Annotated in this window: 10 protein-coding genes; 4 read left to right on the top strand and 6 right to left on the bottom strand. The window is 61.0% G+C overall.

Features of this window, described 5'->3' with window-relative positions:
- Positions 1–38: 38 nt before the first annotated feature.
- Together PQR08_RS23500 and PQR08_RS23495 are read left to right on the top strand one after the other, a co-directional pair.
- Positions 39–323 carry a hypothetical protein gene (locus PQR08_RS23500; protein WP_250487735.1) on the top strand — a complete coding sequence of 95 codons (285 nt, stop codon included), beginning with the start codon at positions 39–41 and terminating at the stop codon, positions 321–323.
- A complete protein-coding gene (locus tag PQR08_RS23495) occupies positions 320–1,489 on the top strand; it encodes a zinc-dependent alcohol dehydrogenase (protein ID WP_408162458.1) in 1,170 nt (389 codons plus the stop codon). Before PQR08_RS23500 ends, PQR08_RS23495 begins: the two co-directional genes overlap by 4 nt.
- Positions 1,490–2,365: 876 nt before the next feature.
- On the opposite strand, the gene PQR08_RS23490 is transcribed toward PQR08_RS23495, so the two are convergent.
- The 4 genes from PQR08_RS23490 to PQR08_RS23475 all read right to left on the bottom strand — a co-directional run bounded on the left by PQR08_RS23490 (position 2,366) and on the right by PQR08_RS23475 (position 5,606).
- On the bottom strand, positions 2,366–2,905 hold the full coding sequence (locus PQR08_RS23490) for a pyridoxamine 5'-phosphate oxidase family protein (RefSeq protein WP_250487864.1): 540 nt from the start codon (positions 2,903–2,905) through the stop codon (positions 2,366–2,368).
- Positions 2,906–2,917: 12 nt separating this feature from the next.
- Entirely contained in the window at positions 2,918–4,240 is a 1,323-nt protein-coding gene (locus PQR08_RS23485; RefSeq protein WP_408162456.1) for an adenylosuccinate synthetase, read from the bottom strand.
- 7 nt (positions 4,241–4,247) lie between these two features.
- Positions 4,248–4,712, bottom strand: a complete 465-nt coding sequence (locus tag PQR08_RS23480) for a RidA family protein (protein WP_250487862.1) — start codon at positions 4,710–4,712, stop codon at positions 4,248–4,250.
- 108 nt (positions 4,713–4,820) lie between these two features.
- Positions 4,821–5,606 (bottom strand): AraC family transcriptional regulator, encoded by a 786-nt coding sequence (locus tag PQR08_RS23475; RefSeq protein ID WP_250487861.1) that lies wholly within the window; start codon positions 5,604–5,606, stop codon positions 4,821–4,823.
- Between the two features lie 124 nt (positions 5,607–5,730).
- Between PQR08_RS23475 and PQR08_RS23470 the strand changes: the two genes are divergently transcribed.
- The gene (locus PQR08_RS23470) at positions 5,731–6,585 is read left to right on the top strand and encodes an alpha/beta hydrolase (RefSeq protein WP_250487875.1); all 855 of its coding nucleotides are present in this window, start codon (positions 5,731–5,733) and stop codon (positions 6,583–6,585) included.
- Positions 6,586–8,379: 1,794 nt separating this feature from the next.
- The gene (locus PQR08_RS23465) at positions 8,380–10,071 is read left to right on the top strand and encodes a rhodanese-like domain-containing protein (RefSeq protein ID WP_250487860.1); all 1,692 of its coding nucleotides are present in this window, start codon (positions 8,380–8,382) and stop codon (positions 10,069–10,071) included.
- 34 nt (positions 10,072–10,105) lie between these two features.
- Here PQR08_RS23465 and PQR08_RS23460 read toward each other — a convergent pair whose 3' ends face one another.
- Both PQR08_RS23460 and PQR08_RS23455 read right to left on the bottom strand, forming a co-directional pair.
- Positions 10,106–11,047, bottom strand: coding sequence for an aliphatic sulfonate ABC transporter substrate-binding protein (locus PQR08_RS23460; RefSeq protein WP_250487859.1), 942 nt, complete (start codon positions 11,045–11,047; stop codon positions 10,106–10,108).
- 23 nt (positions 11,048–11,070) lie between these two features.
- Positions 11,071–12,399, bottom strand: coding sequence for an LLM class flavin-dependent oxidoreductase (locus PQR08_RS23455; protein ID WP_250487858.1), 1,329 nt, complete (start codon positions 12,397–12,399; stop codon positions 11,071–11,073).
- Between the last annotated feature and the right edge of the window lie 158 nt (positions 12,400–12,557).

The following is a 12,557-nucleotide window of genomic DNA, read 5'->3' as shown; positions in this document are numbered from 1 at the left end:
CGTCTCAGGCGACCTTCTTCAACTTTCAAGGAGCAAAGATGACAAACGAACCCTCCGATCCCGTCGAACGGGCCGACAAGCGGCGCGAGGACCTGGGCGCCGGCGATATCGAGCAGAAGCCCGACGGTTCCATACGCCAGCGCGAACACGGCAGCATGGACGCAAGCCTGGTTCCGAAAGGCAAGGGTCATCCCGAAGAAGGCGCTTATACGCCCGAACACGATCACAAGGACCCGGATCTCGAACCGATTCCGAACGAACTTCCCGTTCGCAACGAGGCGCCTGAAGGCGGGCCGCACGCACACGATCAGAGGCACACATGAAAGCACTCATCTGGCACGGCAAAAAGGACATCCGGTATGACACTGTCCCCGATCCCGCGATCGAACACGGGCGCGACGCGATTATCAAGGTCTCGACCTGTGCGATCTGCGGCTCGGACCTGCATCTCTTCGACGGCTTCATGCCGGGCATGGAATCCGGCGATGTCATGGGCCACGAGTTCATGGGAGAAGTCGTTGAAGTAGGTCGCGACAACACCGCGTTAAAGGTGGGCGAGCGGATCGTCGTGCCCTTCACCATTACATGCGGCGAGTGCGATCAGTGCAAGCGCGGCAATTTCTCCGTGTGCGAGAGGTCCAACCGCAACAAGGACGCGGCGGAGAAGCTCTTCGGGCACACGACCGCGGGCCTGTTCGGCTATACCCATCTCTTGGGCGGCTATGCGGGCGGGCAAGCGGAGTACGTGCGCATACCGTTCGCGGACAAGACGCATATTAAGATTCCGGACGGGCTCACTGACGAGCAAGTGCTCTTTCTCGGCGACATCTTCCCGACCGGCTGGCAGGCCGCGGTCAACTGCGAGATCGAGCCAACGGATACCGTCGCGATCTGGGGCGCCGGCCCCGTCGGGCAGATGGCGGTGCGCAGTGCCGTGCTGCTGGGCGCGAAGCAGGTGGTGGTCATCGATCGTGTTCCCGAGCGTCTGGCCATGGCCCGCGCGGCGGGCGCCATTCCGGTGAACTTCAAGGAGGAAAGCGTGCTGGACCGACTGCGCGATCTCACGCAAGGCAAAGGGCCCGAAAAGTGCATCGATGCGGTCGGCATGGAGTCGCACGCAACGCGCTCGTTCGATGGCATCTACGACCGGATCAAACAGGCCGTCATGCTCGAAACCGATCGTCCGCATGTGCTGCGCGAGATGATCTATGTGTGCCGGCCGGCGGGCGTGCTGTCCGTTCCGGGCGTCTATGGCGGACTCATCGACAAGATTCCATTCGGCGCGGCCATGAACAAGGGGTTGACCTGGCGGATGGGCCAGACGCATGTGAACCGCTGGAGTGGCGATCTGCTCAGGCGTATCGAGGAAGGCCAGATCGACCCGTCGTTCGTCATCACACACCGGATGAAACTCGAAAATGGGCCGCAGATGTATGAGACGTTCAGGGACAAGGAAGATGGTTGCATCAAGGTAGTTTTGACACCCTGACCTCTTTTACCTGGGCGGCGAAGTCACGGTCACGGCCATGGCGATGTTATTAGCGCCGAGGCGAAGGTGTGCCACCGCGACGCGCCCAGCCTTCTTTGATTCAATGAGAACCGGTGATTCAAGCGGTTCAGCAGGCGGTCAAATATGCTCGTCATCGTTTCTTGGCGGCGATCAGGCACTCTCGTTCCTAATCACGATCGCCGCGTTCGGTAGCTATCGATTCTAATCTGAGCGACTTCGACATAGCACGTGTCCTTCCCTGCGAGGTCTCAGCCGGGAAGCGACGCCCCGCTCCGGCCGGCGCCTCGTCGTCAAGTCGCGCCGTCCTGCAAAGCCTTCTTACGGGGCGGCGTCATCTACAAGTCGCCGCTGCCGAGTTCGCAGTGCTTGTGTAAGTGCGTCGCGCCGACGTCGCGAGCCGCTTACGTTGCAAGCGGGAATGTCTTCCACAGACATCAGCGGAGGCCCGGGCTCGCAGAAGGGTGGCAAGGACGCGTCGCCCCGACCGGCGCTCAGACCAGAGACCGCGGTTCGGACGTTCGGTGCTGGCAAGCCGCCGAGCAACTTTTCCACAGCCATGGCAACGGAGAGCAGCCTTATATCGCCTCGAACCGGACCGTCGAGAGCCAATCCGACCGGGAGGCCTGAGGCAGTACGGCTAGCCGGCACTGTGATACCTGGTATGCCAGTGACGCCGCCCGGCCGGCGATCCTGATGAAGTGCCGAACTTGTCGGCATTGAAGCTGTTTCCACCGCGTCACGCGCGCGCTTCGTACCAAGTTCCGGCGAGAGAGCGAAAGCGCGTAGGCCGCACGAGGCGCTTCGTCGACGCTTTTAATATTGACCACCTCAAGAAATTCAACGACGGGCTCGGCATCAAAGATACGGAGCCTGGGGCTGACCAGGCGGAGAATATTGACCGTCGGCGAGAATGCGCTTCTTTGCCGTCATCTCAATTACAGCGCAACGAATCACAATGATCTGATTGGCCGCGCCCTGTTCGATTGGAGAATAGTCTTTCTCTGGGCGAAACTTGTCTAGCGCCTGGTTCTGGTGGCGAATAACGGCTTCCGTGTCGTGATCGATGGACGCGTGGCAACGGGCGATTACGCTGTAATACTCGAGACTCGTATTCTGTCCTTTGGGCGCCTTGAGCAAAGACACAGGTCTGTCCACTTCGATGGTGATGTGTCCGTTCTCGCGCAGCTTCTGGGCGAAGCTACCAAAACGAGAGCAGTGAATAAGAAATGCATCGCCCGTAAAGGTGAAGCTCTGCGCGAGCACGTACGGAAAAGGCGTGTCGTGTACGGCGACTCGACAAATGAGTTCATCTTTCAGGAAAGCGAGAATCGATGGCCAGTCTGTCCATGCGAGATCGCTTCGACGCATTTGAACGTTAAGGAAGGATGGGGTCATTGTGTATGTGGTTCATTGAAAGCAGATGATGTCGTCTCGCGCCGGACCTGTGCCTATCCCTGCAATACGGCTTCCGGTTCGTCGCTCGATATGCGCGATCAGACCGCGCAGCGAAGGGGGCAAACTGGCATTCAACGGTCCCGCGAAGGAAGGGAACCAGCGAAGCGACGTTTCATCGAACACCGGAATGGCGCCCGACGCCTTGTTGGGGAACAGGGCGAGGCTGTCGCACTTGTTGAGATAGATCTCGTCTACGGCGTGACGACTTGCCGCATCGGCAAGCTGCGAAACGTCTAGTGCGCCGATGCGCCGGGGCCGCCCGCTGCCCGTGCCGTATTCGTCCGTCAGCATCCGCAGCGCGATTCCGAGCTCGAACGGATCGCCGGATGCAAGAAGCGCACGCGGATCGAACCTCGCGCGTTCGGCTTCGCGACCGGTCCCCTCCTTGGCGGCCCGGGCACAGTAGGACGCAGACGCCATGCCACCGAATTCAGAGGGAAAAGGCCCCGCACCCACGCGCGACACGATCGCTTTCGCCACGCCGATCGTCTTGCGGTGAAAGTGGCACGAGAGGTCGCCACCGACGTAGGCGAAGGATGCACTCGTATGGCTCGACGTGACATAAGGCTGATCGCCTAGCGACACGTCGAGTTGCAACGACTGCGCGCCCTCGAAAAGCACCCGCTTGCCCGCTCTCACCAGTCGCGTCAGGAATAGGTCGTCCATCGTCACGAAAGGCAAGATGCGCGTCCACGCCGCCCGAAGTCGATGGAAGGTGGCGGCGATATCGGCCTCATGCGCTTTGGAACAAGGTGCCGACAGGCGGTCGTACGCTGCCATCTGTCCGAAGGCGAGGTCGACGTTCTTGTGCAAGTCGCGAAGTTGAACGACGGTACGGCATTCGGAGCGCATTCTGAGCGCTAGATCTGCATAGCACGGACCGATGCCGTTTCCTGTCGTTCCGATGTCCGATCCGTGTAGCACGTCCATGCGGACATGCACGGGCTGGACGACGATGCAACGGCCGCTGATGAGCAGCCGTCCGTCGAGCTTCAGGCCGGCGCGTTCGAGCGCGTCAATCTCGCCGGCCAGCTTCTCGAGGTTCACCGCGCAGCCCGAGCCGATATAGAGCAGCTTGTCAGGGTGAAATGCGCCAGATGGCACTTGCGCTAGCTTCGCGCTTCCCAGCGGCGTCCGGACCGTATGCCCCGCGTTGGCACCGCCGTTGAACCGAGCAATGATGTCGTAGGCGTGAGCCAGATGGTCGATGATCTTGGCCTTGCCTTCATCGCCATACTGAAGGCCGACGAGAACGTCCGCGTAACCGCGCATCATAGTCATCTCAGTCTTCGACGACGAAGGTCGCTTCCACTTCCACCGGCGCATTCATCGGCAGGCTAGCGACGCCGATTGCGATGCGCGCATGTTCGCCACGCCCGCCGAAGAGCTGATTGATCAGTTCCGACGCCGCGTTGATGATCGTCGGTGCATCGGCGAAGCCTGCAGACGTGACAACATAACCGCCGACTTTCAGCACCTTCGAGATGCTTTCGAGGTGGCCGTCGGTCGCCATGTGCGCCCATCCAAGCACGTTGAGCACGCAGAGTCGCGCTGCGCTGCGTGCATCCTCGACGGACACCACTTCCGGCACGGACCCGGTCCACTGTGCCTTGCCGTCACGAACCGGCAATTGTCCGGAAATGACCAGCAAGTTTCCGTGTCGATTGAATGGTTTGAACGCTGCACGGACCGGTGTATGGACGGGCAAGCTGAGACCCGCTTCCTTAATGCGATCGTAGATTGACATCTTCTCTCCTTGACGCCGCCGGAACGGGGCGGCTCAACATCATTCTGGAGAGGACGCGGGCGTCATGCTCTCGCGGATAGGTCGCGCTGTATCGCGTAAATGCCAAGTTCACCACTCCGACATCACCCTGAAAAACTCGCTGGGGCTTCGTCCAAGCGATTTGCGGAACATCGCGCTGAAGGCGCTCGGGCTGTCATAGCCGAGCACCGACGCGATCTCGGTGACCGAGCGGTTCTCGGCCAGCATCTGGACCGCTGCTAGCAATCGCGCCTGTTGACGCCAGCGCGTGAATGTCATGCCCGTCTGATGCGGAAAGAGCCGGATAATGGTCCGCTCGCTTGCCCCGACAACTTTGCTCCAGGACTCGAGCGAGGTTTCTTCTGCTGGGTTCGCGATAATCCAGCGGCATATACGCGCGATGCGCTCGTCTGCCGGCATCGGCAAGTGCAACGGCTCGATCTGTAACGGCTTCACCTCGCGATAGAGCAGTTCAACGACGAGCCCGTCTCGTCCTTGCTCGTCGTAGTCGACGGGCATCGCGACGATGGCCGCGATCAGTTCCCGAAGAAGCGGAGAAATGGAGACAACACAACAATTCGACGCGTCGAGCGGTGTGCGTTGCGGCGGGAAGTAGAGCGTGCGCATTTCGATCTTGCCGACGGCCTGCATGCAGTGCCTGACCCCTGGCGGAACCCAAACGGCCCGTTGGGGCGGCACGACCCACGAGCCGCCGTCGGCAGTGACCAGTATCGATCCCGCGTAGGCGTAAATGAGTTGACCTCGGACGTGCGCGTGATAGTCGATAAAGAACCGGTCCGGCAGGTCACGGGCCATTCCTCCGACGGGCCGCGCGATTGCCTGATAATCCTCACGGTCCTCGCTCTTTCCGAACATGGCGTTTCCTCGTTGATCGTTGTCACGTGCGCGCGCGCCGGCCAAACCGAGTCGCGGTACGGTTGAAGACGATCCACGGACCGGATCGATCATTCAAACACTCATCTGTTTCTCGAGGTACAGCATGCCGGTTTACCGCTCATTCGATCAAGAGGCGCTCGACGATCAATACAACGTCCGCGCGGGCATTCCAGACCATCTCGAAGTGTTCGCAAGGTGGAAAACGGAAAGCAAACGCTTTCGCGCGGAGCACACGGTCCGCGAAGACCTTCGCTACGGGAACGACGCGCAGCAGGCGTACGATTTCTTTCCTGCCAGGACGAACGGGCGCCCCGTGCTGGTGTTCATTCATGGGGGATATTGGCAGTCCCTCGACAAGTCGGATTTCAGCACTGTCGCCCGGCCGTATCTAGATGCGGACATCAACGTTGCCCTGATCAACTACCGGCTGGCGCCTTCCGTGCGCATGGCCGATATCGTGTCTGACAACATCGAGGCCATCGCGAATCTGTATCGAAACGCGGAGGAACTGAGCTTCGATCGCAACGCGATCTTCGTATCCGGAAGCTCTGCGGGCGGACATCTGACCGCCATTCTTGCGGGGACGGACTGGGAGAGCCGCGGCCTGCCGAACGATGTCCTGAAGGGCGCCTGCGCAATCAGCGGTCTGTACGATCTCGAACCTATTCGTCTTTGCTACCTCAATAAGGTCGTGGGACTAGACGACGCGGAGGTACGCGCGTATAGCCCGAAGTTTCATCTTCCCAAGCGGCCGTTGCCCTTCATCCTGACGGTCGGCGGCGACGAATCGGACGAGTTCCATAGGTTGCAGGCTGAGTATCAGACGCTGTTGAACAACCGTGGGCTGAACGTGCGGGTCGTCCGACAAGCCGACGGACATCATTTCGATGCGGTCGATCGTCTCGGCGAACCGGCCGCGGCACTATCAAAGGCCGTTATCGAAATGATCGAATCGTAAGCGTCAACAATCATCCCACCAGGCATGCGGCCGAACGACATGGTATTTGGCCGTCGGCCTGCGTTGGGCGATTGGAATCTCGATTGCCTGCAGCTTCCATCTGGGTTGGATCATGATCTGACAGTCCCAGCGTCACGGCCACGAAACTCCCGCGCATCGCGTGGCATGAGTCGATCGGTGTGACCCATGTTACTGGTCCCGGCGGCGCACGAATCTTGCGCGCGACGCATGCGACGCCTCGCGCGGACCTTCGTCGGCTTTCGCAGGCGAGCGTCTACGCAGCCCTGGTGGAATCGCGTGAAGGCTACCTACGCGTGCGCCCTTGTTTCGTCAGAAACGGAGGGGCACTTTCGAAGGCCAATCGGACATTCGGACGTCTTGCTAGGGTTGGCATCGAACGGCGCTTAGTGGCCGGCTTGACTCGTTCGGTCCTCGCAGGACGGGATGCGGTCTGGGGTTGTCAAGTGAGCAGAGTGATCCCAGAGTCAAAGCAGCGTACCCGACCTTTCTGGCGCGATCCGCTCCAACCCTCGAAAATCGACCATTCTGTTAAGCAATAGCTGTCGTTTGCGACGTCTTTCGCTTAACTTCGAAAAAACTCCTGCCGTAGAGACCTTGATCGAACGGGCGCTCCGAGCAGAAATCGATCCGGCACGATCGAAAAAATTATTGTAAGACGTGGCTATTAAGATAATTCGGATTTTTCATAATAGCTGCGAATTCATTTTCTCTATTGATGTCGCTTGAGCTTCGTATAACGTGTCGCGCGGCTGCCCGGCCCCGCAACTGCCCGCGCAGAGCCATTGTGAAGCAGTTAGCTGCTCGTTGTTACTCAGATAGGGACTTCTGACTATGAAGTCAATAGTCGCGTAGCGATGGTCAGGGCGCGAGGTCGCAGACGATTGGTTGCGTTTTTATCTTCAGTTTGGCATCACGCGAGAATAGCCCCTGCGAGCATCCAAGAGTCTCGTAGGCAAATGTAAATACGACGACATCCGCTTCGACCAAGGCGATCAAAATAATTATATGCAGACACTAGCTGAAGTTCGACTCCTAATCGATGATTGATCATGTTAGTTATATTAAATCAAACACCGAGGTTGAAGCTGACTGAATCGGTGAGGGTTTCGTGAGAAACATCGCGTCCTTGCCGGAGTTGTGACGCTTAAGGATCGCCACGGCCCACTCAGTAGCGACCCGTCGCTCGCACGTCTCACGGACTGCAGATGATAAGACCGACGACGTGCCAATAACGTGACGCGATGCCATGGCGCCTGAAAGGCCATGTTGTGCACGGCCGCTGAAGACGCGGTGCCGGCCTGATATGGTTGTGACAATTGCTTCGTTCGGAAACTTTCGCGCGGGTCCCAGAATGAGGTCTTCGGCTTTCGCCCGGAGTTCCGACATGACGCGCCCGTGTCCCTTCTCTGCCATCTGCAATCGGTGGTGTTGTTGATCAGAAAGCAGATTTCTCCCTCCGGGCAAGCCAGACAGCACGATCAGGCGGGGTCGATCCTTGGGCCGCTAAGTCCGGGTCAATCCATTATTCGCCGGCGCCGCGGCGACGCGAAAGTCGGTGCATTGCGCGACGATACGGCGTGCGTCACTATGCGCGAACGCATCGGCTTCAACGTCCGACTGTACAAGCTGATTCCTTATCCCAACGCGCCGCGCCACCACCTCCGCTGCATCCGCAAAGTTAATTCTCGTCCGGCTCGCCCGCCGTGCTCCTGCACGTTCACCCTATCGACGACCGGTCCCATGCACTCCGACTCACCTGTATCCAGGCTATCCATGTCCTTTACTTCTGACGCAATCCGCTTCATCGACGCGCTCACACTGCGAAACTGGCTGAATGACGGCGATGAAATCGCCCTGCTCGATGTGCGCGAGCCCGGTCGCTTCGGCGAGGGACATCCGTTTTTCGCCATCCCGCTGCCGTACAGCCGACTCGAACTCGGCGCGCCGCACCTGCTGCCACGCAAGAGCGTGCGCATCGCGCTCGTCGATGATGGAGCACATGGAACGGAGGACGCGGACGATGGCTTTGGGCACGCGTCGATCGCACGGCGCGCCGCCACGCGCCTGCGCGAACTCGGTTATGGCGACATCGCTATTCTCGACGGCGGTGTCGAAGCGTGGCGCGAGGCCGGCTACACACTTTTCCGCGGCGTCAACGTGCCGTCGAAGACTTTCGGGGAACTGGTCGAGCATGCTTATGGCACGCCGAGAATCAGCCCGGCACAGTTGCAGCGGTGGCGTATCGAGCGCGGCGGCTGTCCGCTCGCGCTGATCGATGGCCGCACGCGTGACGAGCATCGAAAGATGGCCATTCCCGGCTCGGTCTGCGTGCCCAACGGCGAACTTGCGGCCTGGATCGACGCCTTCGCGGGCGCACCGGACACCACGCTCGTGATCCACTGTGCGGGCCGTACGCGCAGCATCATCGGCGCGCAGACGTTGATCAATCTCGGCATCCGGCGTGAAGTGTTCGCACTGGAAAACGGCACGCAGGGCTGGGCGCTCGCGGGCTTCGCGCTTGAGCACGGCAGCACGCGCAGCTATGCAGACGTGTTGTCCCCCGGTCCTGGCGGGCTGGAACGCAAGGACGCGCGCAGCCGCGCGCAGGCGCTGGCCGAACGCTTCGGCGTGCGCACGCTCGACGAGGCCGCCGTACTCGAATGGCGAGACGATCCGCGTCGTACGACTTATCTGCTCGATATACGAACGCCCGAAGAATTCGCTCGCGATGGCCTGCCAACCGCGACCCACGCGCCGGGCGGCCAGCTCATTCAGGCGAGCGATCAGACGGTCGCCGTGCGACGCGCGCGGCTGCTGCTGATCGACTACGACGGCATTCGCGCACCTGTCGTCGCGCATTGGCTCGTGCAACTCGGCTTCGAAACCGCGCTGGTCGATGCAGCGACCGCTACGCGCTGGCACTCACTGAATCACGCACCTACGAGTCCGGCTATCTCGCCGTTCCCTGCGCCGCTCGTGTCGAATGCCGTCGTGCTCGACTTGCGTCCGAGCGTGGCGCATCAGGAAGGCCGCCCCGCCGGGTCGCACTGGACCATTCGACCGCGCGTGTTCGAGACACTGCGTCAGGCGCATGCCGATCGCGAAACGCCGGTCGTTCTGTTCGCGGATCGGGCCAGCCGCGATGCCGCATTGCTCGTTGCGGGAGATCTGCGTGACGCCGGCTTCGAAAACGTGACGAGCGCATTCGATGGACTGGACGCATGGGAACGGGCAGGCTTGCCCGTCGAACGATTCGCGATCGTTCTGCCGCGCGAGGCGCGCATCGATTATCTGTTCTTCGTGCACGACCGTCACGATGGCAACCTCGATGCAGCGCGCGCCTACCTCGAATGGGAGACCGGCCTGATTGCCCAGTGCGAGCCGGATGAGCTGAGCGTTTTCCGCATCGGCCATGCCGCCGTTCGAAACGACCAGCCGGAGGCCGAAGCGCGCGCCGGGAAATGAGTCTTCGCTTACGGCCGCAGATCGGACAAGCTGTTCACTTGATCTGAAGCACCGCCTGCCGGACATCGATGCGACGCGGAATGACCTTGGTTTCGAAAGCCAGATTCGCCGAATCCTGCTGCGCGTTCAGCACGTCGTCAGCAATCGGATAGCTCACGCCCCATTCGAGACGCGAGATAGCGCGGTCCCAGACTTCCGGCGGCACGCCCGTGTTGCCCGAGAGGAACCGCGCGGTGTCCTGAGGATGCGCCAGGCTTTCCCTGGTTTGACGATCCAACTGATCGAACAGCAGGCGTAGCGCGGCGGGATATTTCTGCGCGAAACTCCGCGTGGAAATGTAGAAACCGTATTGCGGCACCGACAGTTCGCCGATGGTCAGAATGGTCCGCGCGCCCGTGCTCAGCTCGGTGTCCGCATAACGCGGATCGGGCACGGCCCACGCGTCGACGAAGCCGCGCTCGAAAGCCGAACGCGCATCGCCATAGGACAGGTAAGCGAACTCAGCCGAGTCCGGGTCCATATGCGCGTCCCGCATTGCCTTCAGCACGAACAGGTGACCTTGCGAGCCCTTGGCAAAGGCGATTTTCTTGCCCTTCAGATCGTGCAGGTCCTTTACCGGTGAATCCTTCGGCACAACGATCGCATAGCTCTTCACGAGCTTCGGCGCGTTGGCCACATAGACGACAGCAGGCGCTGCGCCGGCCTGCGCCATGATAGGCGGAGTCGAACCGACCGTGCCGACATCGACATCGCCGGCATTGATGGCTTCGACGAGCGGCGCGCCGTACACGAATTCGTGCCACGTCACTTTCACATGATGCGGCGCGAACGCCTGCTCCAGTTTGCCCGATGCCCGCAGCGCCACCAGCCCGTCACCTTTCTGGATACCGATGCGTATCTGAGTGGGATAGCCATCGTCCGCGTGCGCGGTGCACACAAGCGCAAAGAGCCCCGCCGCGAGCATAGGTTTGAGCAATCGTTTGAGAAATCGGACCATCATCAGGAAGCGAAATGAGGATTGACGGGACGCGCAAGACCGTAATGGCCGCGCAAAGTAGACGCTTCGTATTCGCGCCGGAACAGACCGCGCTTCTGCAGGATAGGCACGACTTGTTCGGTGAACACGTCGAACTGCGCGGGCAACACGGGCGGCATGACATTGAAGCCATCGGCGGCGCGGCTCTCGGTCCAGTCCGCGATCACGTCGGCGATCTGCTCGGGCGTGCCGGACAAGGTGAAATGCCCGCGCGCCGCCGCGAGCTTGCGCAGCAGGCCGCGCAATGTCGGCCGCTCGCGTGCGACCAGCTGCGTGATGACCGCCGCGCGGCTTTGCGCCGCCTGCACCGTGGCCGGGTCGGGGAAGTCATCGACGGATAGCGGCTGGTCGAGCGGCAGCGCCGAAAAATCGTGGCCGCCGAAACGGTTCGACAGACGCCCCAGCCCGACGCTCACATCGGTTAGGGAATCGAGTTCGTCCAGCAGTGCGCTCGCTTCGGCTTCGGTCGATCCGATCGCGGCGCTGATTCCCGGCAGGATCACGATGTCCTCTTCCCTGCGGCCCAGCGCCTTCGCGCCGGCCTTCAGTTCGGCGTAGAAGTCGATTGCCGACTGTTTGGTCAGATGCGCGGTGAACACCGCTTCTGCATAACGCGCGGCAAACGCCTTGCCGGTCGCTGACGATCCGGCTTGCACCAGCACCGGATGCCCCTGCGGCGGACGAGGCAGATTCAACGGCCCGGCCACGCGATGAAACTGGCCCTCGTAGCCGATGCGCCGCACGCGGGCCGGATCGAGAAAGCGGCCGCCCGCCGGGTCATCGACGATGGCGTCGTCGGCCCAGCTATCCCACAACTGCGTGACGACTTCGAGAAACTCGTGCGCACGCGCATAACGTTCGGCGTGCTCGATCTGCTGCGTATAACCGAAGTTCGGCCCGGCACCGCCGACCCACGAAGTGACGATATTCCAGCCGATGCGTCCGCGCGAAATATGATCCAGCGAAGCGAACTGGCGCGCCAGATTGAACGGCTCGGTATAGGTGGTCGATGCCGTGGCGATCAGCCCGATCCGCGACGTCGCCTGCGAGAGTGCCGCAAGCGTGGTGACCGGTTCCAGCGCGCCCGAGGCGACAAACTGTGCGCCGTCGCCGAGTGCCAGCGCGTCGGCGAAGAAGATCGAATCGAACCGGCTTTGTTCGGCTTTCACCGCGAGATCGCGGAAATAATCGATATCCGTCAGCGCCTGGCGTGTGGCGCCGGGATGACGCCAGCCAGCTTCGTGATGTCCGCGTCCGTGAACGAAGAGATTCAGATGCAGTGGTCGGGGCATGGTGAGGTCTTGTGTGGTTCGTCGATACGGGAGAATGGCGGCATCAGCATACAAACCAGCGGCCAAAAGCCAAACCAACGAATCGATCTAACAATTCCGGGAATGGCGCAGAAGCGGCCCGTCCCGTGTTATCAGCGCAGTGCGATTGGTTAGCTCTA

This window comes from Caballeronia jiangsuensis (assembly GCF_046030135.1).
Classification (GTDB): Bacteria; Pseudomonadota; Gammaproteobacteria; order Burkholderiales; family Burkholderiaceae; genus Caballeronia; species Caballeronia jiangsuensis.
The sequence above is the reverse complement of the archived record's forward strand: the minus strand, read 5'-3'. Positions and strand labels throughout refer to the sequence as shown.

What these genes read in the sequence shown, in the direction of transcription:
- PQR08_RS23500 (WP_250487735.1), top strand. Translation starts at nt 39, where the DNA reads ATGACAAACGAACCCTCCGATCCCGTCGAACGGGCCGACAAGCGGCGC.
- PQR08_RS23475 (WP_250487861.1), bottom strand. Translation starts at nt 5,606, where the DNA reads ATGTTCGGAAAGAGCGAGGACCGTGAGGATTATCAGGCAATCGCGCGG.
- PQR08_RS23495 (WP_408162458.1), top strand. Translation starts at nt 320, where the DNA reads ATGAAAGCACTCATCTGGCACGGCAAAAAGGACATCCGGTATGACACT.
- PQR08_RS23470 (WP_250487875.1), top strand. Translation starts at nt 5,731, where the DNA reads ATGCCGGTTTACCGCTCATTCGATCAAGAGGCGCTCGACGATCAATAC.
- PQR08_RS23455 (WP_250487858.1), bottom strand. Translation starts at nt 12,399, where the DNA reads ATGCCCCGACCACTGCATCTGAATCTCTTCGTTCACGGACGCGGACAT.
- PQR08_RS23490 (WP_250487864.1), bottom strand. Translation starts at nt 2,905, where the DNA reads ATGACCCCATCCTTCCTTAACGTTCAAATGCGTCGAAGCGATCTCGCA.
- PQR08_RS23465 (WP_250487860.1), top strand. Translation starts at nt 8,380, where the DNA reads ATGTCCTTTACTTCTGACGCAATCCGCTTCATCGACGCGCTCACACTG.
- PQR08_RS23485 (WP_408162456.1), bottom strand. Translation starts at nt 4,240, where the DNA reads ATGATGCGCGGTTACGCGGACGTTCTCGTCGGCCTTCAGTATGGCGAT.
- PQR08_RS23480 (WP_250487862.1), bottom strand. Translation starts at nt 4,712, where the DNA reads ATGTCAATCTACGATCGCATTAAGGAAGCGGGTCTCAGCTTGCCCGTC.